This window comes from Acinetobacter sp. I-MWF (assembly GCF_025433935.1).
Classification (GTDB): Bacteria; Pseudomonadota; Gammaproteobacteria; order Pseudomonadales; family Moraxellaceae; genus Acinetobacter; species Acinetobacter guillouiae.
On record NZ_JAMBAR010000001.1, the window covers coordinates 223,148 to 249,135 of the forward strand.

The 25,988-nt window shown below is 39.9% G+C and carries 21 protein-coding genes and 1 tRNA gene; 19 read left to right on the plus strand and 3 right to left on the minus strand.

What is annotated here, in order from left to right:
• The 12 genes from tuf to M2R48_RS01130 all read left to right on the plus strand — a co-directional run bounded on the left by tuf (position 1) and on the right by M2R48_RS01130 (position 15,179).
• A complete protein-coding gene (gene tuf / locus M2R48_RS01075) occupies positions 1–1,332 on the plus strand; it encodes an elongation factor Tu (RefSeq protein ID WP_262084831.1) in 1,332 nt (443 codons plus the stop codon).
• 50 nt (positions 1,333–1,382) lie between these two features.
• Positions 1,383–1,458, plus strand: a tRNA-Trp gene (locus tag M2R48_RS01080).
• A gap of 74 nt (positions 1,459–1,532) precedes the next feature.
• Positions 1,533–1,973, plus strand: coding sequence for a preprotein translocase subunit SecE (secE, locus tag M2R48_RS01085; protein ID WP_004718489.1), 441 nt, complete (start codon positions 1,533–1,535; stop codon positions 1,971–1,973).
• Between the two features lie 7 nt (positions 1,974–1,980).
• Entirely contained in the window at positions 1,981–2,514 is a 534-nt protein-coding gene (nusG, locus tag M2R48_RS01090; RefSeq protein ID WP_004718486.1) for a transcription termination/antitermination protein NusG, read from the plus strand.
• Between the two features lie 117 nt (positions 2,515–2,631).
• Positions 2,632–3,060 (plus strand): 50S ribosomal protein L11, encoded by a 429-nt coding sequence (gene rplK, locus M2R48_RS01095; RefSeq protein WP_004718484.1) that lies wholly within the window; start codon positions 2,632–2,634, stop codon positions 3,058–3,060.
• A 3-nt stretch (positions 3,061–3,063) separates the two neighbouring features.
• Positions 3,064–3,759 (plus strand): 50S ribosomal protein L1, encoded by a 696-nt coding sequence (gene rplA / locus M2R48_RS01100; protein ID WP_004718482.1) that lies wholly within the window; start codon positions 3,064–3,066, stop codon positions 3,757–3,759.
• 361 nt (positions 3,760–4,120) lie between these two features.
• Positions 4,121–4,627, plus strand: coding sequence for a 50S ribosomal protein L10 (rplJ, locus tag M2R48_RS01105; protein WP_004718479.1), 507 nt, complete (start codon positions 4,121–4,123; stop codon positions 4,625–4,627).
• 48 nt (positions 4,628–4,675) lie between these two features.
• On the plus strand, positions 4,676–5,041 hold the full coding sequence (rplL, locus tag M2R48_RS01110; protein ID WP_004818508.1) for a 50S ribosomal protein L7/L12: 366 nt from the start codon (positions 4,676–4,678) through the stop codon (positions 5,039–5,041).
• Positions 5,042–5,345: 304 nt separating this feature from the next.
• Entirely contained in the window at positions 5,346–9,434 is a 4,089-nt protein-coding gene (rpoB, locus tag M2R48_RS01115; protein ID WP_004718475.1) for a DNA-directed RNA polymerase subunit beta, read from the plus strand.
• 154 nt (positions 9,435–9,588) lie between these two features.
• A complete protein-coding gene (gene rpoC / locus M2R48_RS01120; protein ID WP_004718473.1) occupies positions 9,589–13,782 on the plus strand; it encodes a DNA-directed RNA polymerase subunit beta' in 4,194 nt (1,397 codons plus the stop codon).
• Between the two features lie 83 nt (positions 13,783–13,865).
• Positions 13,866–14,429, plus strand: a complete 564-nt coding sequence (locus M2R48_RS01125; protein ID WP_262084832.1) for a hypothetical protein — start codon at positions 13,866–13,868, stop codon at positions 14,427–14,429.
• A 393-nt stretch (positions 14,430–14,822) separates the two neighbouring features.
• The gene (locus tag M2R48_RS01130) at positions 14,823–15,179 is read left to right on the plus strand and encodes a hypothetical protein (protein WP_004718470.1); all 357 of its coding nucleotides are present in this window, start codon (positions 14,823–14,825) and stop codon (positions 15,177–15,179) included.
• 172 nt (positions 15,180–15,351) lie between these two features.
• Here the strand turns inward: M2R48_RS01130 and M2R48_RS01135 are convergent, their stop codons facing one another.
• Positions 15,352–15,840 (minus strand): PaaI family thioesterase, encoded by a 489-nt coding sequence (locus M2R48_RS01135; RefSeq protein ID WP_004818511.1) that lies wholly within the window; start codon positions 15,838–15,840, stop codon positions 15,352–15,354.
• Between the two features lie 119 nt (positions 15,841–15,959).
• On the opposite strand from M2R48_RS01135, the gene M2R48_RS01140 reads away from it, so the two are divergent.
• From M2R48_RS01140 to M2R48_RS01165, 6 genes are all read left to right on the plus strand, one after another.
• Positions 15,960–16,835, plus strand: a complete 876-nt coding sequence (locus M2R48_RS01140) for an alpha/beta fold hydrolase (protein ID WP_262087430.1) — start codon at positions 15,960–15,962, stop codon at positions 16,833–16,835.
• Positions 16,836–16,979: 144 nt separating this feature from the next.
• Positions 16,980–18,398, plus strand: a complete 1,419-nt coding sequence (locus M2R48_RS01145) for a Na+/H+ antiporter family protein (protein WP_004818515.1) — start codon at positions 16,980–16,982, stop codon at positions 18,396–18,398.
• A gap of 380 nt (positions 18,399–18,778) precedes the next feature.
• On the plus strand, positions 18,779–19,390 hold the full coding sequence (locus M2R48_RS01150; protein ID WP_034617314.1) for an OmpW/AlkL family protein: 612 nt from the start codon (positions 18,779–18,781) through the stop codon (positions 19,388–19,390).
• 167 nt (positions 19,391–19,557) lie between these two features.
• Positions 19,558–19,899, plus strand: coding sequence for a lysozyme inhibitor LprI family protein (locus M2R48_RS01155; protein ID WP_004818519.1), 342 nt, complete (start codon positions 19,558–19,560; stop codon positions 19,897–19,899).
• 92 nt (positions 19,900–19,991) lie between these two features.
• On the plus strand, positions 19,992–21,923 hold the full coding sequence (gene htpG / locus M2R48_RS01160) for a molecular chaperone HtpG (protein WP_262084833.1): 1,932 nt from the start codon (positions 19,992–19,994) through the stop codon (positions 21,921–21,923).
• Between the two features lie 129 nt (positions 21,924–22,052).
• On the plus strand, positions 22,053–22,394 hold the full coding sequence (locus tag M2R48_RS01165; protein WP_151802247.1) for a hypothetical protein: 342 nt from the start codon (positions 22,053–22,055) through the stop codon (positions 22,392–22,394).
• A gap of 81 nt (positions 22,395–22,475) precedes the next feature.
• Here the strand turns inward: M2R48_RS01165 and M2R48_RS01170 are convergent, their stop codons facing one another.
• Both M2R48_RS01170 and M2R48_RS01175 read right to left on the minus strand, forming a co-directional pair.
• Positions 22,476–23,621 (minus strand): hypothetical protein, encoded by a 1,146-nt coding sequence (locus M2R48_RS01170; protein WP_262084834.1) that lies wholly within the window; start codon positions 23,619–23,621, stop codon positions 22,476–22,478.
• Positions 23,622–24,339: 718 nt separating this feature from the next.
• On the minus strand, positions 24,340–25,041 hold the full coding sequence (locus tag M2R48_RS01175; protein ID WP_004818526.1) for a DsbA family protein: 702 nt from the start codon (positions 25,039–25,041) through the stop codon (positions 24,340–24,342).
• Between the two features lie 192 nt (positions 25,042–25,233).
• Here M2R48_RS01175 and M2R48_RS01180 point away from each other — a divergent pair, with 192 nt between their 5' ends.
• Positions 25,234–25,983, plus strand: a complete 750-nt coding sequence (locus M2R48_RS01180) for a hypothetical protein (RefSeq protein ID WP_004818529.1) — start codon at positions 25,234–25,236, stop codon at positions 25,981–25,983.
• The last annotated feature ends 5 nt before the right edge of the window (positions 25,984–25,988 follow it).

Below are 25,988 nucleotides of genomic sequence, written 5' to 3' on the forward strand. Positions count from 1 at the left end.
ATGGCTAAGGCTAAGTTTGAACGTAATAAGCCACACGTAAACGTGGGTACAATTGGTCACGTCGACCATGGTAAAACAACTTTAACTGCTGCAATTGCAACAATTTGTGCAAAAACTTACGGCGGTGAAGCTAAAGACTACGCAGCAATCGATTCTGCACCAGAAGAAAAAGCACGTGGTATTACAATTAATACTTCACACGTAGAATACGATTCTCCTATTCGTCACTACGCTCACGTAGACTGCCCAGGTCACGCCGATTATGTTAAAAACATGATCACTGGTGCTGCTCAGATGGACGGTGCGATCCTTGTATGTGCTGCGACTGATGGTCCAATGCCACAAACTCGTGAACACATCCTTCTTTCTCGCCAAGTAGGTGTACCTTATATTCTTGTATTCCTTAACAAGTGTGACCTTGTTGATGATGAAGAATTACTTGAATTAGTAGAAATGGAAGTTCGTGAACTTCTTTCTACTTATGACTTCCCAGGTGATGACACACCTATCATCCGTGGTTCAGCGCTTGCTGCACTTAATGGTGATGCTGGTCAATATGGCGAATCAGCTGTACTTTCACTTGTTGAAGCGCTTGATTCTTATATTCCAGAACCAGAACGTGCTATCGATAAAGCATTCTTGATGCCAATCGAAGATGTATTCTCTATTTCTGGTCGTGGTACAGTGGTAACAGGTCGTGTAGAATCTGGTATCGTTAAAGTCGGCGAAGAAGTTGAAATCGTTGGTATCAAAGATACAGTTAAAACAACTGTAACTGGCGTAGAAATGTTCCGTAAACTTCTTGACGAAGGTCGTGCGGGCGAGAACTGTGGTGTTCTTTTACGTGGTACTAAGCGTGAAGACGTACAACGTGGTCAAGTACTTGCTAAACCAGGTACAATCAAGCCGCACACTAAATTCGACGCAGAAGTATATGTACTTTCTAAAGAAGAAGGTGGTCGTCATACTCCGTTCCTTAATTTACGTGGTACTAAGCGTGAAGACGTACAACGTGGTCAAGTACTTGCTAAACCAGGTACAATCAAGCCGCACACTAAATTCGACGCAGAAGTATATGTACTTTCTAAAGAAGAAGGTGGTCGTCATACTCCGTTCCTTAATGGTTACCGTCCACAGTTCTACTTCCGTACAACTGACGTAACTGGCGCAATCCAATTACAAGACGGCGTTGAAATGGTTATGCCAGGTGACAACGTTGAAATGTCAGTAGAACTAATTCACCCAATCGCAATGGATCCAGGTCTACGTTTTGCGATCCGTGAAGGTGGTCGTACAGTTGGTGCTGGTGTAGTTGCTAAAGTAACTGCATAACCGCTAATATGTTTGTTCTAACCGAGAGTTTAGGCTCTCGGTTTGTTTATAGGTCAGTAGTTCAATTGGTAGAGCGTCGGTCTCCAAAACCGAATGTTGGGGGTTCGAGTCCCTCCTGACCTGCCATTTTTTAAATAAAAAACTTGATGTCGGCTAAACTGGTCATATAATAAGTCGCGAAACCTACGACGAGTACAAAAATGTCGAATGATAAATCACGTGACGCAATGGGCGGCGCGGCAATTCCTCAAAGCAACAATTCTGCTGAAATGGTGAAGACAAGTTCTCCATTTGATTTTATTTTGTGGATCATAGCATTGGCTTTATTTGGCGGTGCGTTGATGACAAATCAATATCTTCCAGCGTATTGGGCACCTGCAAATAGTGTCTGGGTGCGTATTGGGGTAATTTTAGCTTGTATCATCGTAGCTTTAGGTTTATTATACGCCACCCATCAAGGCAAAGGCTTTGTTCGTTTGCTTAAAGACTCTCGTATCGAATTGCGTCGAGTTACATGGCCTACGAAACATGAAACAGTAACCACTTCATGGCAAGTTCTCCTCGTTGTTGTAGTTGCCGCAATTATTTTGTGGTGTTTTGACTATATCATCGGTTGGTTTATGAAGTTTATTATCGGGTAAGAGAGCTATGAAACGTTGGTACATTATTCATGCCTATTCAGGTTATGAAAAACAAGTGATGCGTTCACTTAATGATCGAATCCAGCGTAGCGCTGTTGCTGATAGTTTTGGTGAAGTCCTTGTTCCTACCGAAGAAGTGGTAGAGATGAAGGATGGTAAGAAACGTAAATCAGAGCGTAAATTCTTTCCTGGCTATGTGTTAGTCGAAATGGAAATGAATGATGAAACTTGGCACATTGTTAAAGAATGTCCAAAAGTATTAGGTTTCATCGGTGGTACAGCTGAAAAGCCAGCACCAATTACGCAAAAAGAAGCTGATGCGATTCTTGCACGTGTACACAATAAAGGTGAAGCACCTCGTCCTAAGACGATGTTTGAGCCGGGTGAAGAATTACTTGTTACTGACGGTCCATTCACAGACTTTAAAGGTGTGGTGGAAGAAGTTCAGTACGAAAAATCACGTTTAACGTTGACGATTAATGTATTTAATCGACCAACTCAAGTTGAATTGGAATTTCGCCAAGTCGAAAAAACAATTTAATTTGCACTGTTTGAAAGCGCCCGATTTGTTATGGATCGGGCATTGTTGTTGTAACGGTATCGTTACTTGAAATGTTGGGGAGCTCTAAAAGGCGTTTGTACCCAGAGGTAATTTGAAATGGCTAAGAAGATTGACGGCTATATCAAGCTGCAAGTTCCAGCTGGTAAAGCGAATCCATCTCCACCGATTGGTCCTGCACTAGGTCAACGTGGTGTTAACATCATGGCATTCTGTAAAGAATTCAATGCTGCTACACAAAAAGTTGAACAAGGTCTTCCAATTCCTGTAGTGATCACTGTGTACAACGATAAGTCGTTCACATTCATCATGAAAACTCCACCTGCTGCGATTCTTCTTAAGAAAGCTGCTGGTATCCAAAAGGGTTCTGCTGTACCAAACAAAACTAAAGTTGGTAAGTTGACTCGCGCTCAGTTAGAAGAAATTGCGACTACTAAAGAACCAGATTTAACTGGTGCTGATTTAGACGCACGTGTACGTACCATTGCTGGTTCTGCGCGTTCTATGGGCTTGGAAGTGGAGCTATAAGACATGGCAAAGTTAACTAAACGTCAAAAAGCCATTGCTGCAGCTATTGAAGCAAACAAAGTTTACACTTTGGAAGAAGCAGTACAAGTTCTTAGCAGCCTACCTGCTGCAAAATTCAAAGAATCTTTGGATGTTGCGGTAAACCTAGGTGTTGATCCTCGTAAATCTGACCAAGTTGTTCGTGGCGCGACTACACTTCCTGCAGGTACTGGTAAAACTGTACGTGTTGCTGTGTTTGCTCAAGGCGCTGCTGCTGAAGCTGCTAAAGCTGAAGGCGCGGACATCGTTGGTTTTGATGATCTTGCTGAAAGCATTCAAGCGGGTAACTTAGACTTCGACGTTGTGATTGCTGCTCCAGATGCAATGCGTGTTGTTGGTAAGTTAGGTACGATCCTTGGTCCACGTGGCTTAATGCCAAACCCTAAAGTGGGTACTGTAACTCCTGACGTAGCAACTGCAGTTAAAAATGCAAAAGCTGGTCAAGCACGTTACCGTGTAGACAAAGCGGGTATCATCCACGCTGCGATCGGTCAAGTAGGTTTCACTGCTGAAGCTGTTCGTTCAAACGTTGAAGCGCTTATCGCTGACCTTAAGAAAGCAAAACCTGCGACTTCTAAAGGTATCTACATCCAAAAGATCACTTTGAGCTCAACTATGGGTCCTGGTCTTGTTGTTGATGTACAAAACGTTTCTAAATAATTATTTTTCAATAATTATATTGCGATAAAAGAATTTTAAAGTCCTGAGTAAAATTTGAAGTGTTACTTCAAATTTTACGCAAGAAAGAGTGATGACTTCTATTGAGGTTGAGCTTTTCTTCTTGTGGATTGATAAAGCATTGCTTTGTTGATCATCAGGCGGACTTTGAATTGATAGATGTAAATTTATCAGCGTCAAAGACCTCAGGCGAGGGGAGTCTTCGGATTCGCTTCTTAAAATACCAGTCTGAGTAGACGCGGTGGTGTGATTGATTCCTCCTCCGCGTGTAAGTCAAGAGATTGATTTACGAATTGGGAGTGCAGTCCGTGGATTGCATAAATCACCGTTAGGAGGTTTTACAATGGCTCTTCTTATCGAAGACAAAAAACAGATCGTTGCGGAAGTAAATGAAGTTGCTTCTACCGCGTTTGCTGCTGTTGTTGCTGACTACCAAGGTTTAACAGTTGAACAATTGACTACACTTCGTGTTGAAGCTCGTAAGTTAGGTGTTAAGACACGTATCGTGCGTAACACTTTGGCTAAACGTGCTTTCGAAGGTACTCAATTTGATATCTTAGACGAAAACCTTGTTGGTCCAACTATTCTAGCTTTTTCAACTTCTGAAGATGACATGGGCGCAGCTGCTCGCTTGTTTGAAGAATTTGCTAAAACTAACAAAGCATTTGAACTTAAAGCTGCTGCATTTGACGGCAAACTTTATCAAGGTGCTGACGTTAGCGTTATCGCGAATCTTCCGAACCAAGAAAAAGCACTTACTATGCTTGCCAATGTTCTTCAAGCTCCTATTTCGAAATTGGGTCGCCTTATTACAGCGCTCAAAGAGAAAAACGAGTCAGAAGCTGCATAAGCTTAATAAATTTCACACACCATTCAATATCCATTTGGAGTTATTCTCATGGCTTTAACTAACGAAGAAATCTTAAACGCAGTTGCTGAAAAAACTGTTCTTGAACTTGTTGAACTTATCTCTGCTTTCGAAGAGAAATTCAACGTATCAGCTGCTGCTGTAGCTGTAGCTGCAGGTCCTGCTGTTGCTGCTGCTGAAGAGCAATCAGAATTCAATGTTGAATTGACTTCTTTCGGTGCTAACAAAGTTGCTGTAATTAAAGCAGTACGTGAAGTTACTGGTCTTGGCTTGAAAGAAGCTAAAGACTTAGTAGAAGGCGCTCCTTCAAATCTTAAAGAAGGCGTTTCTAAAGAAGAAGCTGAAGAACTTAAGAAAAAACTTGAAGAAACTGGTGCTACAGTTACTGTTAAGTAATTTCGCTAGGGGTCGAATTTTAATTTGACCCCAAAAATTGGCTGATGGCTCTTGGGTCATCAGCCTTTTTGCGTTACAATAATCGGCTCGATTTTAGATTGATTGGTAGAAAAACCATCAATTTTAAAAATAAATAAACACAATCAAACGCTTAGCAATATTTTTCCATTTTAAAAATATTGCTAAGCGTTTTGTACCACTGAAATTTGCAGCATTTGTATAAAAGTGGTGGTCATATCGACCTGCGTAATTCCTTCTAAGTTCGTTCTGCAGGCGGACTTAGTTTACTTTCCGAGGACTCCAGATGGCATACTCATATACCGAAAAGAAACGGATCCGTAAGAATTTTGGTAAATTGCCCCAAGTCATGCATGCTCCGTACCTGCTCTCGATTCAAGTCGACTCGTACAGAACATTCTTGCAAGATGGCAAAACACCAAAAAATCGCGAAGATATCGGTCTCCAAGCTGCATTTCGTTCAGTTTTTCCTATTGAAAGTTATTCGGGCAATGCTGCTTTAGAATTCGTTGAGTATAGTCTTGGTAAACCAGAGTTTGATGTTCGCGAATGTATTCTTCGTGGCTCAACCTTTGCGGCACCAATGCGCGTTAAAATTCGTTTGATCATCAAAGATCGTGAAACGAAATCTATTAAAGACGTACGTGAACAAGAAGTGTACATGGGTGAAATGCCACTCATGACTGAGAATGGTACCTTTGTCATCAATGGTACTGAGCGTGTAATCGTATCTCAATTACACCGTTCACCAGGCGTATTCTTTGACCATGATAAAGGTAAAACGCATTCAAGCGGTAAAGTGCTTTATTCAGCACGTATTATTCCTTATCGTGGTTCATGGTTAGATTTTGAGTTTGATGCTAAAGATTTAGTCTTTGTACGTATTGACCGTCGTCGTAAATTACTTGCGACTGTTGTGTTACGTGCATTGAGCTATAGCAATGAACAAATTCTGAATATGTTCTACGAAAAAGTACCTGTATATCTTGATATGGGTAGCTATCAGATTGACCTTGTGCCTGAACGTCTTCGTGGTGAAATGGCTCAATTTGATATCGTGGACAATGATGGTAAAGCCATTGTTGAACAAGGTAAACGTATTAATGCTCGCCATGTACGTCAAATGGAAGCTGCTGGTTTAACTAAACTTCCAGTTCCAGATGAATATTTGTATGAGCGTATTACTGCTGAAGATATCGTACTTAAAGACGGTGAAGTAATTACTGCTAACACTGTATTAAGTCATGAGATTTTGGTCAGAATTGCTGAAGGTGGTATTAAACAATTTAATATCCTGTTCACCAATGACATCGATCGTGGTTCTTTTGTTGCTGACACCTTACGTGCAGATACAACATCTGGTCGTGAAGAAGCACTTGTAGAAATCTACAAAGTGATGCGTCCAGGTGAGCCACCAACGAAAGAAGCGGCTGAAAACTTATTCAATAACTTATTCTTCTCTACAGAGCGTTATGATTTATCGCCTGTGGGTCGTATGAAGTTTAACCGTCGTTTGGGTCGTCCTTACGAAGTAGGTACAGATCAGAAGTCTCGTGAAGTAGAAGGTATTCTTTCTAACGATGACATCATTGATGTACTGAAAACACTGGTAGAAATTCGTAACGGTAAAGGTGAAGTCGACGATATCGATCACTTGGGTAACCGTCGCGTACGTTCTGTTGGTGAAATGACAGAAAACCAATTCCGTGTTGGTTTAGTTCGTGTTGAACGTGCTGTTAAAGAGCGTTTAAACCAAGCTGAAACAGATAACTTGTCTCCACAAGATTTGATCAATGCGAAACCAGTTGCTGCTGCAATCAAAGAATTCTTTGGTTCAAGCCAATTGTCACAGTTTATGGATCAAAACAACCCATTGTCAGAAATTACACACAAACGTCGTGTATCTGCGCTTGGGCCTGGTGGTTTGACACGTGAACGTGCGGGCTTTGAAGTACGTGACGTACATCAAACTCACTATGGTCGTGTATGTCCAATTGAAACACCTGAAGGACCAAACATTGGTTTGATCAACTCGCTTTCTGTTTATGCAAAAGCGAACAACTTCGGTTTCTTGGAAACACCATACCGTCGCGTTGTTGATGGTCGTGTAACAGATGATGTTGAATATTTATCTGCAATTGAAGAAGTAGGTACTGTTATTGCACAGGCCGATTCTGCATTGGATAAAGATGGACATTTAACAGAAGACTTCGTTTCAGTACGTCACCAAGGTGACTTCGTTCGTATGCCACCTGAAAAAGTGACGCATATGGATGTATCTGCTCAACAGGTTGTATCTGTCGCTGCATCACTTATTCCATTCCTTGAACACGATGATGCCAACCGTGCATTGATGGGTTCAAACATGCAACGTCAGGCTGTTCCTACATTGCTTGCTGATAAACCACTTGTGGGTACCGGCATGGAAGCAAACGTAGCGCACGACTCTGGTGTATGTGTGATCGCGAAACGTGGCGGACGCATTGAGTTTGTAGATGCATCACGTGTGGTTATTCGTGTCAACGAAGATGAAATGATCGCGGGTGAAGCAGGTGTAGATATCTACAACTTGATCAAATACACGCGTTCAAACCAAAACACATGTATTAACCAAAAAGTGCTTGTGAGCATGGGCGATAAAGTCGGCCGTGGTGACGTTCTTGCTGATGGTCCATCAACTGATGGTGGTGAATTAGCATTGGGTCAGAACATGCGTGTCGCGTTCATGACTTGGAACGGTTATAACTACGAAGACTCGATTTTATTATCTGAACGCGTGCTTCAAGAAGATCGTTTAACGTCAATTCATATTCAAGAATTATCATGTGTTGCACGTGATACGAAGTTAGGTGCGGAAGAAATCACTGCCGATATTCCTAACGTAGGTGAAGCAGCGTTATCTAAACTTGATGAATCAGGTATTGTTTATATCGGTGCTGAAGTTGCAGCGGGTGATATTCTTGTTGGTAAAGTGACACCTAAAGGTGAAACACAATTAACCCCTGAAGAAAAATTACTTCGTGCAATCTTTGGTGAGAAAGCGGCAGACGTTAAAGATTCATCTTTACGTGTTTCTTCAAGCGTTAAAGGTACAGTCATCGACGTTCAAGTGTTTACACGTGACGGTATCGAGAAAGATGAACGTGCTCAAGCGATTGAGAAAGCGCAACTTGATGCTTACCGTAAAGACTTGAAAGAAGAATTCAAAATCTTCGAAGAAGCTGCTCGTGAACGTATTATCCGTTTGTTAAAAGGCCAAGAGTCGAATGGCGGCGGTACGACCAAGCGCGGTGATAAGCTATCTGAAGATGTATTGTCTGGTTTAGAGCTTGTTGATCTTTTAGAAGTTCAACCAACAGATGAAGGTATCGCTGAACGCTTAACTCAAATTCAAGTGTTCTTGAAAGAGAAGAGCTACGAGATTGATGAGAAATTTGCTGAGAAAAAACGCAAACTTTCTACAGGTGATGAGCTTACAACAGGTGTATTGAAAGTTGTTAAAGTTTACTTAGCTGTAAAACGTCGTATTCAGCCTGGTGATAAAATGGCGGGTCGTCACGGTAACAAAGGTGTTGTATCAAACATCTTGCCTGTTGAAGACATGCCGCATGACATCCATGGTGTTCCAGTTGATGTCGTACTTAACCCATTGGGTGTACCATCACGTATGAACGTGGGTCAGATTCTTGAAACTCACTTAGGTATGGCTGCAAAAGGTCTTGGCGATAAGATCGACAAGATGATGAAAGAGCAACGTACCGTTCTTGAGCTTCGTGATTTCTTAGACAAGATTTATAACAAAGTTGGTGGCGAGCAAGAAGATCTTGATAGCTTAACTGATGAAGAAATCTTGGTGTTATCAGGTAACTTGCGTAAAGGTGTTCCTTTAGCTACGCCAGTATTTGATGGTGCAGAAGAAAGTCAGATCAAAGAGTTACTTGAGCTTGGTGGTATCTCACGTACAGGTCAAACAGTATTGTATGACGGACGTACAGGTGAGCGTTTTGACCGCCCAGTAACTGTTGGTTATATGTACATGCTCAAGTTGAACCATTTGGTTGATGACAAGATGCATGCACGTTCTACTGGTTCTTATTCACTTGTAACTCAACAACCGCTTGGTGGTAAAGCACAATTCGGTGGTCAGCGTTTCGGTGAGATGGAAGTCTGGGCACTAGAAGCTTATGGTGCTGCTTATACACTTCAAGAAATGCTTACTGTGAAGTCGGATGACGTTGAAGGTCGTACTCGCATCTATAAAAACATCGTAGATGGTAACCATTATATGGATCCGGGTATGCCTGAATCGTTTAACGTATTGACCAAAGAGATCCGTTCTTTAGGTATCAACATTGAACTGAAAAATGGTGACTAAACTTCACCATTGAATCTCCCTAAATCCCTCTTTATGAAAGAGGGACTTTCCCCCTTAGAAAAAGGGGGATCAAGGGGGATTAAAATTCAGTGAAAAAACAATATTTGTGACCCAGTCGTAGCCTGAAAAGCGCTTCGACACACGGAGAAAAAAATTGAAAGACTTGCTCGATATCATGCGCAAAAAGACGGATTCAGATGGTCACGCTCCAGTAGAGTTTGACCGTATCCGTATTGGTCTTGCGTCACCAGAAATGATTAAGTCATGGTCTCACGGTGAAGTTAAAAAGCCAGAAACCATTAACTATCGTACGTTTAAACCAGAACGTGATGGTTTATTCTGTGCCAAAATCTTTGGTCCAGTAAAAGATTACGAATGCTTGTGTGGTAAATACAAGCGTATGAAATATAAAGGCGTCATTTGTGAAAAATGTGGCGTTGAAGTAACAACTGCAAAAGTTCGTCGTGAGCGTATGGGTCACATCGAGCTTGCTTCTCCAGTTGCGCATATTTGGTTCTTGAAATCATTACCAAGCCGTATCGGTTTATTACTTGATATGACTTTACGTGATATCGAACGTGTATTGTACTTCGAATCTTATGTGGTTACTGATCCTGGCATGACGCCAATGGAAAAGTACCAACTTCTTAACGATGAAGAATACTTCACTGCGTTAGAAGAACATGGTGACGAATTCAGCGCGAAAATGGGTGCAGAAGCAGTTCAAGATTTGTTGAAAGACATCGATCTTGAAGCTGAAATTTCTCGTTTACGTGAAGAAATTCCGAACACAACTTCAGAAACGAAGCTTAAAAAAGCCTCTAAACGTTTGAAGTTGATGGAAGCGTTCAAAGAGTCGAACAACAAGCCAGAATGGATGGTGATGAATGTACTTCCAGTACTTCCACCTGATCTTCGTCCGTTGGTACCGCTTGAAGGTGGTCGTTTTGCGACTTCTGACTTGAACGATCTTTATCGTCGTGTGATCAACCGTAACAACCGTTTAAAACGTCTTCTTGACCTTGCTGCACCAGACATTATCGTACGTAACGAAAAACGTATGTTACAAGAGTCTGTAGATGCGTTATTGGACAATGGTCGTCGTGGTCGTGCAATTACCGGTTCGAACAAACGTCCGCTTAAATCTTTGGCAGATATGATCAAAGGTAAGCAAGGCCGTTTCCGTCAAAACTTACTTGGTAAGCGTGTTGACTACTCTGGTCGTTCGGTAATTACTGTAGGTCCAACTTTACGTTTACACCAGTGTGGTCTTCCGAAGAAAATGGCACTTGAATTATTCAAGCCGTTTATCTTTGCTAAGCTACAAGCTTCTGGCCAAGCAACAACCATTAAAGCTGCGAAGAAAATGGTTGAGCGTGAAACTCCTGAAGTTTGGGACGTTCTTGCATCTGTAATTCGTCAACATCCAGTGATGTTGAACCGTGCGCCAACACTTCACCGTTTAGGTCTTCAAGCATTTGAACCTATTCTAATTGAAGGTAAAGCGATCCGTTTACACCCACTCGTTTGTGCTGCGTTTAACGCCGACTTCGATGGTGACCAAATGGCGGTTCACGTTCCATTAACACTTGAAGCTCAATTAGAAGCTCGTGCGTTAATGATGTCGACCAACAACATCTTGTCACCTGCCAACGGTGAGCCGATCATCGTACCTTCTCAGGACGTTGTCTTGGGCTTGTATTACATCACACGTGATGCAATCAATGCCAAAGGTGAAGGCATGGTGTTTGCGGATACTCACGAAGTAAACCGTGCACTTGCAACAGGTCAAGTTGACTTACATGCGCGTGTAAAAGCACGTGTACACCAAACAGTGATTGATGAAAACGGTAACCGTGAGCATCAAACTATTGTTGTAGATACGACACCTGGTCGTTGCTTACTTTGGGAAGTTGTTCCTGAAGGTATGGATTTCCAACAAATCAACGTTGAGATGACTAAAAAGAACATCTCTAAGTTGATTAACTCTTGCTACCGTAAATTAGGTTTGAAAGATACTGTTATCTTTGCTGACCAATTGATGTACTTGGGCTTCCGCCAAGCAACACGTTCTGGTGTTTCTGTGGGTATGGAAGACATGTTGATTCCGCCACAAAAACAAGCAATTATCGAAAAAGCAGAAGTTGAAGTTCGTGAAATTGAACAACAATTCGAGCAAGGCTTCGTAACTGCGGGTGAGCGTTACAACAAAGTTGTCGATATTTGGGCGCGTACTAACGACCAAGTTGCCAAAGCGATGATGGACAACTTGTCATTCACGACTGTTAAAAACAAACAGGGTGAAGACGAGAAGCAAAAATCATTCAACAGTATCTACATGATGTCTGACTCTGGTGCCCGTGGTTCGGCAGCTCAGATTCGTCAGCTTGCAGGTATGCGTGGTTTGATGGCGAAACCAGATGGTTCGATCATTGAAACACCGATTAAAGCAAACTTCCGTGAAGGTTTGACAGTACTTCAGTACTTCATTTCAACACATGGTGCGCGTAAAGGTTTGGCCGATACAGCACTTAAAACAGCAAACTCTGGTTACTTGACACGTCGTCTAGTCGACGTTGCGCAAGACTTGGTTATTACTGAGCCAGATTGTGGTACGCTTGAAGGTCTTGTAATGACTCCGTTCATTCAAGGTGGCGATGTCATTGAGCCATTAAGTGTACGTGTATTAGGACGTGTAACTGCTGAAGACGTGAAAAAAGCGGGTTCAGATGAAGTTGTGCTTCCACGTAACACATTGATTGACGAGAAAATCGCGGCGTATCTTGAAGATGCGGGTGTCGATGAAGTTAAAGTACGTTCAGTTGTAAACTGTGCTTCGACTTTCGGTGTATGTGCTAAATGTTATGGTCGTGACTTGGCGCGTGGTCACTTGGTGAATCCAGGTGAATCTGTCGGTGTTATGGCTGCGCAATCAATTGGTGAACCTGGTACACAGTTAACCATGCGTACATTCCACGTAGGTGGTGCTGCAAGCCGAACGTCTGCTGCAAATAGCGTACAAGTACGTAACAAAGGTACAGTTCGTTTCCATAACGTTAAAACTGTTCAACATGCCAAAGGTCACTTGGTGTCTGTTTCACGTTCAGGTGAAATCGGTATCGCTGATGATTTAGGTCGCGAACGTGAGCGTTATAAACTTCCATACGGTGCGTCTATCTTGATTAAAGATGGTCAACCTGTAGAAGGCGGTGGTATTGTTGCAACTTGGGATCCGCATACACATCCATTGGTTACAGAAGTTGCTGGTAAAGCTCGCTTCAGCCAAATTTCGGATGGCGTAACTGCAACATCGAAAACTGATGATGCAACAGGTATGACCACTGTTGAAATTTTACCTGTAACAGCACGTCCTGCTTCTGGTAAAGATTTGCGTCCTGCAATCGTGTTGGATACAACCGATGGCGGCGAACAGTTCTACTTCTTGCCACAAAACACGATCGTGACTGTTCGTGATGGCGAGACGATCGGTGTTGGTGACGTTATTGGTCGTGTACCACAAGAAACTTCACGTACTCGTGATATTACCGGTGGTCTACCGCGTGTAGCTGACTTGTTCGAAGCACGTAAGCCGAAAGAACATGCAATTCTTGCTGAAATCTCAGGTGTTGTAAGCTTTGGTAAAGAAACCAAAGGTAAGAACCGTTTAGTGATTACACCAGATGATGGCTCTGAAATTTATGAAGAGTTGATTCCAAAATGGCGTACCATTAACGTGTTTGAAGGTGAGCATGTGAACCGTGGTGAAACCATTTCTGATGGTCCACAAAACCCACATGACATCTTGCGTTTGAAAGGTGAAGTTGCATTAACCAACTACATCGTGAACGAAGTTCAAGACGTTTACCGCTTACAAGGTGTAAAAATCAACGATAAGCATATCGAAGTAATCGTTCGTCAAATGTTGCGTAAAGTTGACATTACCGACGGTGGCGATACAAGCTTTATCAAAGGCGAACAAGTGGATTACATCCGCGTTGTGGGTGAAAACCAAGCGGTATTGGCTCAGAACAAGTTCCCTGCGAAGTATGAACGTCAATTGATGGGTATTACCAAAGCATCGCTTTCTACTGACTCGTTCATCTCTGCTGCATCGTTCCAGGAAACAACCCGTGTGTTAACTGAAGCGGCTGTAACAGGTAAAGAAGATGATTTACGTGGTTTGAAAGAAAACGTTGTTGTAGGTCGTTTGATTCCAGCAGGTACTGGTCTTGCATACCACTTAGAACGTCGTCGTCAAGAAGCAGAAGCTGCAGAGCATGAGCTTGTAAATGACTTCTCTGAGGTTGATCAAGCATTCTCTCAAGCTTTAAACGAAGATTCTTTCTAAGTTAAACAGCTTTTGAAATGAAGAAGACGCCTTAGGGCGTCTTTTTTTATATACTGAGTAGATCTCAGTCACAAACATTAAAAATGGCAGTTAAAATTAGAAATATATGGATAGTTTTACTGGCAGTCATGTTCGTTCCCGTCTGCTTGTTGATGTTTTTACCAGCTCAGCCAGAAATGAATTGGCAGCACGATGTATTTCAATTCATCACAGAAAAATTAAAGATTCAAACGGGAAGGTTTGGTCCCTTGGCTTTTTATACCGTATCGGTGACTGCATATTTTTCGCTATTGAGCAGCATTTGGGCCGTTTTTTTATTTTGCATGATTTGGCAAGAAGGGCGTCAAACTATACCTCAAACAACGCTCCAGGCAGCGCAGTTTAAGTTGTGGGATGCGGTGCTTGTAGTTGTATGTATTCTTGGGTTTATCTGGTTTAGTTTTTCGATGATGCAATGGCATTTCGCGAAACAAGATATGACCATAGGTTTAGGTCGAAATGGCTATTTATTCCAATCCTTGTATCACTATCAACTTGGCGTTGTCTTTGCTGAACTCTTTTTTATGCTTTTCTTGGTATTCAGCCAGCTGGCAATCTTGATGCTTGTTTATGCAAGTTATCGTTTTCTCAAAGAGAAATTTAAATAAGAAAAATTAAGATTCAATATGAGTTATTTAATGATTACCCCGTTGTTTTTAAATATTTAACTAGGAAATGGTTGCTCAAAAATAGGCTTTTTTCATAACGCCTTTTTAAAACGATAAATCAACATGAAATTTCCCTCATCCTAGCCTTCTCCCAAAGCGAGAAGGGACTTCAATACCAATATAATTCACTCAACATGATCATCTTTTACTTTATGAAAGCGACCTAATAATTTCTTATTAACATGAATGTTATTTAAATTCGATTGTGCATCTTTGATAATCAAAGACTACAAATGGCAACATGAAAATTTAATTTAATCCATAAATTAGTGTTTTCATAAAATCAGTCGTAATCAATTGCATTTGTAAGTTCAGATAGAAAGGATGAATAACATGAAAAAAATAGTAATGACTATGATGTGTGTGAGTTTACCTATTGTGATGCTTACAGGTTGTGAAAACATGTCAGCAAACGATAAGCGTATTGCTTCAGCGGCCCTTGGTGGTGCTGTTGGTGGCGGTGTAGGTAATCATGCAGGTAATGGCGTTGGTGCTGCTGTTGGTGCAGGCGGTGGTGCTGCTGTAGGAAGCAAAGCCAACAATGGTTCAAATCGCAATGCAACCTATAGTGGTATCGGTGCGGGTATTGGCTCAGTCCTTGGTAAAGGTGTTCTTGGCGGTGATGCCGGTGCTGCAATTGGTGGCGCGATCGGTGGTGGTGCTGGTGCTGCTATTGAGCAAAATAAGTAAGCGTCTAAACCCAAGACTCAATAAAAATAAGCGCAACGTATTAGCATTGCTGATTACGTGATGCGCTTATTTTTTATCCCTATTCATATCTAAGCTTAAAAGATCTGACCACTTCAGTACTCTTGTTGCATCTATTGATATTTCGTTTTAGTAAGACTGATTTTAATCTTATTTAGCGTTTTAAGGGGTGTGGGTTTTTACGACGGATATATACGGTTTTTTGTACCTCAGCAATTCTTAAGCCAGAATCATCAAAAATATTCACGGTATAGTTACGATAGACTGGACTATAGTTTTCAGCTAAATCTTTGACATGTTCGATTTCAATCGCATCTAAACGAATATCTGCATAAACCGTACTACGTCCAGGGGAAAGGAAATTGATGCTTGCGGTTTTATCCCAAACCATATATTTCGGACCCAGATGATGCATTAAAAGAAGCATATAAAATGGATCAACCATTGAATACAAACTACCGCCAAAGTGCACACCAACAATATTTTGATTGCTGTGTGTCAGTGGCATTTTGACCCGAACATGATAGTTTTTTAGATCAATTTTTTCGATTTCAATCCCTGCACCTTTATATGGAGAAAAATGATTCAACATAAATTTGGAAACAAATGGGATTGTCTGTAGTTTTTTGATTAGCGCATTCATGGTCAATTCTAGTTATCGATTTTTAAACCATAATAAAGAACTGAATGGAATGTGGCATTGATCCAAATGCCCTCTACTACGAAATCACAGCCAATGGTAAAACAATAAAAGGTGACTCAATGCAAGTGCAAACTTATTGGATATCCACACAAGATAAGCAAAAACTTTATGCAAAAACATGGGGTAATGCTGAAAACCCTGCATTGGTTTTGGTCCATGGCTATCCTGATAATCAGGAAGTTTGGGAACCTATTATTGAACAATTGATCTCAAAATTTTACATCATTACTTATGATGTACGTGGGGCAGGGCAGTCTTCTGTACCGAAACGAATTCGTGATTATGCTTTAGCACGCTTATCTTTGGATTTAGAGTGCGTGGTAAATGAGCTACTGCCCAATCGTAATTTTCATCTTGCAGCGCATGATTGGGGCTCGATTCAGTCGTGGGAATCTGTGACTGAACCTAAATTTAAAAACCGTATTTTGTCTTATACCACCATGTCTGGACCTTGTTTAGATCATGCTGCTTTTTGGATGCGTGAACAGTTTTTACATGAAAAGCCTAAATTTTTTAAGCAGTTATTTAAATCTTGGTATATCGTCGCATTCCAGTTACCATTTCTTGCACCGACCGTTTGGCATTTCTTTAGCCCACAACGCTGGGGCGCAATTTTAACGCAACTTGAGAAAAAGAAAGGCTTACCGTTAAACCAAAATATTGCAAAAGATGGTGAACATGGTATCGGGCTATACCGTGCTAACTTTCTTCCACGTTTAACTCGACCACGTGATCGTTATGCAGTATGTCCTGTACAGGCGGTTGTACTGTTAAGAGATAAATTTGTAAGCCCAGAATTGATTGATGAAGTGCCTAAATGGGCAACAGATTTTGAACGTGTAGAAGTTGATGCAAACCATTGGGCAGTACTTAGCCAACCACAAGAGATTGCACAATATATTCAAACATTTGCACTCAAAAATAGTGAGAGTTGATTCGCTTAAAGTGATGTGAGCTCTTATAAAAATAGGCTATGTTTTCACATGGCCTATTCATTTTATGACCAGTCCGACTAAATTACAGCTTCATTGTAGTGAATCTGATAAAATATCGGCTTTCAAATTTTCGTAAATTTCTCCATGAATGCTGTCGTTATTGCGATTGCCGTGATGTTTATCTTGTCACTGGCACGAGTTTCTGTTGTTTTAACATTGGTTATTTCAGCAATTATAGGTGGGTTGGTTGCAGGTTTAAGTCTGTCAGATACAGTTACAGCATTTAATGCGGGCTTAGGTGATGGTGCAGAAGTTGCCTTGGCATATGCGGTATTAGGCGCTTTCGCTTTGGCACTTTCAAAGTCAGGCTTGCCTGATTTATTGGCCTATAAACTGATAGGCTTACTCGGTATGGAAGCCACGCAGAAACAAGCAACCAAAGTAAAATTCTTATTATTGGGTATTTTACTGATTGCCGCGATTTGTTCACAAAACTTAATTCCTGTGCATATCGCGTTTATTCCTGTGCTTGTTCCACCGTTATTAAAAGTGATGAATCACTTGAAACTCGACCGTCGTGCCGCAGCATGTGTACTGACCTTAGGTTTAGTCGGCACATATATCTTCTTGCCTGTAGGCTTTGGTGCAATTTTTCTTGAACAAATTCTGATGGGGAATATCAACAAAATTGGCGCTGCTTATCATCTGCATGTTGAAAGAAGCATGATGCCTATGGGTATGGCTATTCCTGTATTGGGTATGGTGATTGGTACTTTATTTGCCGTTTTTGTCAGTTATCGTAAACCGCGTATTTATGTTGATCGTAATGTTGCACCAATTACCACGATTGATTTAGATAAACCACTTCGTGCGGTAAATGTTGAGGTATTAAAAGCTGATGGCATTGCTTTAGAGCAAGAAGCCAAGCAAGAAGCTCCTGTGATTGCCAAGAAAACTATTCTTATGGCATTGCTGGCAATCATTTTAACCCTGATCTCTCAATTGTATTCAGGCTCAATGATTCTTGGCGGATTGGTTGGATTCTCTGTTCTCTCTGCCGCAGGGATTTTTAAATGGCAAGAAGCGGATGATGTTTTTGTACAAGGGATGCGTATGATGGCATTGGTCGGTTTTATCATGATCTCTGCTGCGGGTTTTGCATCGGTGATGACCCATACTGGGGATATTAATCAGTTGGTCAACGGTGTTGTACATTTGATTGGTGACAATAAAGCACTAGCTGCTTTCTTGATGTTATTTATTGGTTTATTTGTAACGATTGGAATTGGTTCATCATTTTCAAGTGTGCCTGTGCTTGCAGTCATTTATGTTCCTTTATGTGTACAATTCGGCTTCTCTCCACTTGCAACTGTTGCCTTAATTGGTACTGCGGCAGCACTAGGAGATGCGGGTTCACCAGCTTCAGATTCGACCTTGGGACCTACGGCTGGTTTGGGCGTAGATGGGCAACATGATCATATTTGGGATACGGTTGTTCCAACATTTATCCATTTTAATATTCCATTATTGGTGTTTGGTTGGATTGCTGCGATGGTTTTATAAGTCGGTACTGATCAGACATAAGGAGATTCATTAAATGATTGATGAATCTCCTTTTTTTATGGTTATTTGGTCTAAAATAACTTGTATTTGCAGGAAATTTACTATAAATATTGAAAAAATAAAATAATAGCTGTGATTTGATTTATTTAAAATAACTAACCAATAGATAATATTATCTTGATTAAAATACTTGGTTTTAATTAAATAATCTTGATTAATTAAGTTGGATTTAAAAACCAACTATATTGATATGATTAAAATAAATTTACTTATATAACAATTGTTTGAAAATATATAATAATTTTTGATTTAAATAAATGTTGCAATATTATTAATACCTATGTTTAATGTTTATTAATAACAACGCTGGGGTATTTATAATGTTAAAGCAAACTGCTCTTATTGCATTAATGGCAATTTCTTCTGCTTCATTTGCAGATTGGCAAGTCAAAGTTGGTGGTTCGGTGATTGCACCAACACAAGACACCAAAGTTGCTGGTGTTGGTACTGTGAAAGCAGACCATGAATATGCTTTTACGCCTTCTGTAGAATATATCTTTGGTGAAACACCTTTCTCTGCGGAAGTTTTATTGGCGACACCAATTAGCCACGATGTGAAATTAGATGGTGAAAAAGCAGTTAACCTTAAACACTTACCACCAACTGTAACGTTTAAATATAACTTTAAAAACTCTACACGTTTTACACCGTATATTGGTGTGGGTGGTACAGCATTCCTTGCATGGGATGAGGAATCATCTGGGGCATTGGCGGGCACTAAGGTTAAAGTTAAAGATGATTTTGGTTTTGCTGGCCAAATCGGTTTTAACTTCCAACCTGCTGATGCAAAAAACTGGGGTGTTTTCTTTGATGCCCGTTATGCGCAATTAAGTCCAGAAGTGACTGTTAAAGCGGGTAATACCACTGCTGCAAAATTTGATTTAGATATTGATCCAGTTATCTATACTTTGGGTTATAGCTATAGATTCTAAGTTCGCTTTAGAATCATAAAAAACTCGGTAAATTTACCGAGTTTTTTTATTTTTACAGAGCCTTATATATTGAAACAAGAAGCAATAGAAAATCGTTATTTTTAGCTATATAAGCGCTGATTAAATCCATTTAATCTATCAGAACATCAATAAGACTTTGACATGATATGAAAAATTTAATTTTTATAATATTTGTAGGGTTAAGTAGCAGCACTATAGCCAATGCTGCAAGTTTTAATTGTGAGCATGCTCAAACCAAAAGCGAACATGCCATTTGTGAGCATCGCAGTTTAAACGATGCAGATGTCAAAATGGCGACCACCTATACCATTATCCGTAAACTCGTTCCGATGGGAACACGGGGTGTGATACAGGATCAGCAAGTGAAATGGTTACAACTGCGCAATCAATGTCAGGACAATCTACGCTGTTTAACCGATGCGTATCAGATGCGTCAGCAAAAACTAGAGATTTATATGAATCGAGTTTATCAACAAGGCCCATTTTAAAAAAAATTAAATTTGCCTATTGAAATATGCTTAAACCACTCCATTTCTAATGCATTCAATAAAAAAGCGTTATGAATTTACGGAGTGATTTTATGAGTGAACAGAACGTACAACACAGTTCAAAAAAGCATAGCTTTCAAGCAGAAGTGGCTCAGCTTTTACATTTAGTGACGCATTCACTTTATTCTAACCCTGAAATTTTCCTACGCGAGCTGATTTCAAATGCTTCAGATGCATGTGATAAGTTACGTTTTGAAGGAATTAACCATCCTGAATATTATGAGAATGATCCAGACTTACATGTTCGTGTAAGCTTAGATAAAGATGCCAAAACAATCACCATCTCAGACAATGGTATTGGTTTAAGCCAACAAGAAGCAATTGATAACTTAGGGACGATTGCTAAATCGGGCACCAAAGACTTTATGTCAAAGTTATCTGGTGATCAAAAAGCAGATGCGCAATTGATTGGTCAGTTTGGTGTAGGTTTTTATTCTGGTTTTATCGTTGCTGATAAAATTACCGTTGAATCTCGTCGGGCAGGTTTAGATGCATCAGAAGGTGTACGTTGGATCAGTGGCGGTACGGGTGACTTTGAAGTTGAACAAATTGAGAAGGCTTCACGTGGAACGTCGATTATTTTGCATTTGCGTGATGATGCGCTGGATTATTTAGAATCTTATAAAGTTAAACAAATTATCAATAAATACTCTGACCATATCAGCTTACCTATCGAAATGCAGAAGGAAGTTTGGCAGGAAGAAGAAGCTGCTGAAGGTGAAGAGAAAAAACCAGGTCATTATGTTAAAACAGATGAATGGGAAGCGATTAACTCAGCAAGTGCTTTGTGGACACGTAGCAAAGGCGAAATTACTGAAGAGCAGTATGTAGAATTCTATAAGAATTTAACTCATGACTTTGATGCACCATTGGCTTGGGCACATAACCGAGTTGAAGGCAGTACTGAATATACCCAATTGCTTTATATTCCAAGTAAAGCACCAAGTAATATTTTCACACGTGAAGCTAAAGCAGGCATTAAACTTTATGTAAAACGTGTATTTATTATGGATGATGCAGACAATCTGATTCCAAATTATCTACGTTTTGTACAAGGTGTGGTGGATAGTGCTGATCTGCCGCTTAACGTAAGCCGTGAGATTTTACAAGAAAGCCGTGATGTGAAAACCATCCGTGAAGGAAATGCACGTCGTGTATTGACAACATTGGATGCTTTAGCAAAATCAGAAGATCAAGCTGACCAAGACAAATTTAAAACCTTCTATGCTGAATTTGGTTCAGTAATCAAGGAAGGTTTAGGTGAAGACTTTGGTAATCGTGAACGTATTCTAAAACTTTTACGCTTCTCTACTTCGAACAATGATGAAGTATCAACATCATTGGAAGCGTATAAAGCACGCATGAAAGAAGGGCAAAAAGCCATCTATTATGTGACCGCCGATAGCTTAGCGGCTGCGAAAAACTCACCACAACTCGAATTGTTCCGTAAAAAAGACATTGAAGTTTTGCTTATGGCAGACCGTGTTGATGAATGGGCGATGGAGTTTGTGCATGACTTTGATGGCACACCTATGCAAAATGTCGCAAAGGGTGCAGTTGATCTTGGTGATTTACAAGATGCGGAAGAGAAAAAAGCACTTGAAGCTGCCGCAGAACAGTTTAAACCTGTGGTTGAAAAACTCTCTGATTCATTAAAAGCTAAGACCAAAGAAGTACGCGTGACAACGCGTTTGGTGGACTCACCAGCATGTCTAGTAACCAGCGATGGTGAGCTTTCGCCGCAATTGATTCGTATGTTAAAACAAGCGGGTCAGGCTGTACCTGAATCTAAACCAATTCTGGAAATTAACCCAGAACATCCTTTAGTGAAAAAATTGGAAGGTTCAGCCCAGTTTGATGATTTAGCCAATGTAATCTTTGATCAGGCTGTAATTGCTGAGGGTGGTTTACCTGATGATCCTGCGGAATATGTAAAACGTATTAACAATTTATTGCTTAAATAAGTCGTCATTTGTTTTCACAGAGCCTATCTTAAAGATAGGCTTTTTTATCAATAAGATTAAATGAATAAATTTAAAAGAATTCAATGTATAGGCTGTTCTGTATTGCTCAGTTTAGCTACAACAGTAGTGATGGCATATGAACTGCCACCTGTTGAAAAGCGCAATGCAAATACCACAGATCTTTCAGTACATAACGCCATGTTCTTACGACAAAACACACAGGCTGCTGTGATTGGTATATTGAAAAAAAATGGTCAGAAGTATGAACTTGCAGCTAGCGATGGGAAAGGGGGAATGGCGTTACCGATAGCAGTACATCCAAGTCTTAAAATAGACGATGCTTTAGTTGATAAAGAAGTTAGGGCGATTGGGCGAATGACTTACGAAACAATGTATATGCCAAATTCTAGCGACTTTGGTCCCGCTTATAGTTTTACTTTTGAATTGTTTTCAATTGCCTCATTGAATTAAAAGGATGTGGCAGGCGTTTTATCAACATCAGTGGATAAGTCGAAACTTATCCACAGTTCAGCTTAAAGATTCATCTGATGTTTAAAATAACGCTTCTAAACGGACCAAAGCACTTGGGAAATGGCTACGATCTTCACGACGATCATTAAAATAATTTAAATCGCCTTGTACGTAAAACCATTCACGCCAAACAGGTTGTCGCCAAGACACGAAAGGCCCCCAACTGTTGAGCTTAAGGTCATTATTATTATAATAACCACCAGTATAGATACCGTAGTTAAAGCGATTGTTTTTAAAGAACTGATGTTGACGATAAGTACGGTTATCCCAAGTTAAATCATCGTCTTGTTCATCTGCATACGTCACATAGAATTGGTTAGAAATAAAGGGCTGATTGGGGCGAGCATGGGTTAGCTCTAAGTTGGTTCTCAAGTAGTTTTCACTGTCGATGCCATAGCGATAAATTTGTTCCGCGTGAAAAGTAAAATCATTCCCCAGTTTCCAATCCTTTTGGGCCTTTAAACGTGCATAAATATCATCGCCTGAACGAATACCAAGGTCTGCATCTAAGTCAAAAGGTAAGCGTTTAGAAAGCTGTGACCAACGTAAAGCAATCGAGCTGTTATCATCACGGATTTGTTTACCATCCACGCGTTTATCTGGATCGCCATCAGCATGATTATTATTGATCGCGATATTATTGGAAATTTCATCATCTAATGAATCATCACCAAACACCACACTTAAACGGTTTTCAAGTGTGGGTAATTTTACTTTTCCTCGAATACGAGGATTGACATCATAACCATCATGTTTGTTCCATTGATTATCAACAATGATCCGCAACGTTGCTGATGCTGGATGTGCTGGATCAGTTTTTCCAAACCAGTTGTCCATTTTATTGGCTGTACGATCTGCCCAATTGCTAATCTTTTTCTGCTTTTTGTCGGCCCAAGTTTGATCTTCTGTTGCATCTGTTGGAGGAACAATAACCTGATTAGATTGTTCTGGGAAAATGGTCGGTGTTGAGTCAACAATTTTTGGTATATAGTTGAGCAAGCCCATCTCATTTTCTTTGGTGGTGGCTAAAGAAGGTTGCTGATCAACTTTCCCCGTTTTAGCATTCGCTTCAAGACTGCTATTTACTTCTGCAAATGCAGCGTTCCCAAAAAAACCGCCTAATATTAAGACATAAGGTAGTTTTGAGAAGATTGATATTTTATTCATATGCCCACTTCTTAAACTTTGAGTCATTCAGTTTTTAATTTTCAGTATAACTATGCCTTAAAAAAACACTGAATTTCAATGAAATCGCTATTTTAAGTACAAAAAACATAAATTTATTTAAAATGAAGCGTATTCTATTAGCGATATCGCGAATCAAAGCATGACTTAAGCTGTTTTTGAATAGATAAGTGCTTTTATTATACAAAGCTCAATTGTAGTAAAGCTTTTAAGCTAAAAATTCTTTGAAGACAAAATCTACACTTATCCAAGAATAGATCAGCAATTTTGAATAACTGCCATGCTGGTTTGAAAACGAGAATGAAGAAAAACTATACGCCGTTGTGGATAACTTTAATTTTATCCTCAAGGCTGATTTTATTATGGGATTAACAAAAACACCTCCAAAAATGGAGGTGTTGTGTCTTAAAAATAAGAAAATTAAAAAAAGAAACTACAGCGCATGAATTTCGTGGGAACGAAAAATATTTACAGATCTTAGTCTAAGAAAAAGGTGATGAATAGTTCCTTTTCTGCAACGCTGTATTGCAAAAATGGCACGTAAAATTTTAAAAAATGGCCCATTAAAAATAAGGCATAGAAATCATTCAATATATTTTTATGATCTATTTACGTTGGTTTTTTAGCCATTTTCTTAAATATTATGATAGTGATTGAACAATGAAGAAATTCCTTCAAGGAATTTCTTCATTGTCTGAGTTTATTTGTTGGGAACTTCACAAGACTCATCAGCACAAACAGGGCCATCCTGTTGTTCGATTTCAGCATCATTTGCAGTTTCAAGGGCTTTTTCTAATACTTGTACAAAGACTTCACGTGGTTGAGCACCCGCTAAAGCCACACGTTGATCAAAGACAAAGAATGGTACACCTGTTACTTTTAATTGTTCATGAGCAACTTGTTCATCGAATTTTACAAAGTCAGCATATTCTTCAGAGTCTAGAACATCATCAACTTCTATTGGATTTAAACCAATACGAGATGCGACATCTTCAATTGTTTCACGCTCACCAATTGGTAAACCTTGGGTCATATAGCTATAGAAAAAAGCTTCTTCTGCTTCTGAGCCTAAACCCTTACTTTGTGCAAGGTGAATGATACGATGGGCATTAAAGGTATTTCCTGAGTTGGCATTTTCCCAGTTAAATTGAATGCCTTCTTCTTTCGCCATTGCTGCAATATTACGTTGCATATCTTCAACTTCAGGGATGCTACGTCCATATTTTTGCGCAAGACGTTCAGAGTTTGATACTTCTTGACGCGTAGGTGCTTCAGGATCAAGTTCAAAACTGTGCCAATGGACTTCAAGCTCAATACCTGCTTGTTCAGCAGCAGCTTCTAAACGTTTTTTACCGATATAGCAAAAAGGACAAACCACATCTGACCAAATATCTACGCGCATGGGAAATCTCTAACAATCTAATTCTGGATTATGATGGGGTTTGTTTGCATAAATTTAAAGTGAAACTTTTAAGTGATGCCCATTTTAAGCTTATTCAGCAAAGGTTATTTATTGTTATTTTGCATAATTAATATACAAAAAAGAGTCGCTTAGGATATTCTAAGTAATCTATAAGGATGTTCGGAGCTTGGTATGCGTCGACTTTTGATTGTTTTCGGTATCATTTTTCTGGCTGTTATTGGATTTTTCTACTATGACCATACTTCAGTAAAGAATGAAGAAGCCAATCGCCAAGCATTTGATTTGGTGATGACTGAAAAAATGCGGCAACTTTCTGAACAAGCTCAAGACCGCTCTAAACCAGTAAATATTGATATTCATGATAATCGGCTCAAAGGTGATTACAAAACCTTGTCCGAATTTTTACTCAAATATTGGGCCAAGAATATTGATACACGAAACACTTATTTAAATCAGCTCGCAGCGGCCAAATGGGATCATTTTTTAGATGTAAATCGTTTGGATGCTGACCGTAAACAGAACTATGTCGAAACAACACAGATGTTGGTGACTGTACGACAAGCGATGCAGCAATATCAGCAAAAAAATAGACAAAATAAAATTGAGGCTTTAAACGAATTAAAAAAAATAGATTTGCGCAAGGACCTCAAAAAACCATTACAGGATAAGCTCGAACAGAATGCTGAACTTGACCCTGAAAATACCTTAATCTTAAATGAGCTACAAATTTTAGGTAAAGCTGAAACCATGTTTGATCTGTTAAAAAAATATGAGTGGCAGAAGCAAGGCAATCAAATTTTGTTTAAGGAAGATGCTCAAGTGAAACAGTTTAACCAGTTGTTTCAGGATGTACTGAAATTGAATAGCCAAATCAATCAGAAAAAAGAGCAAAATGCGGAAGTATTAGAAGAAGCCTTGTAAATTTT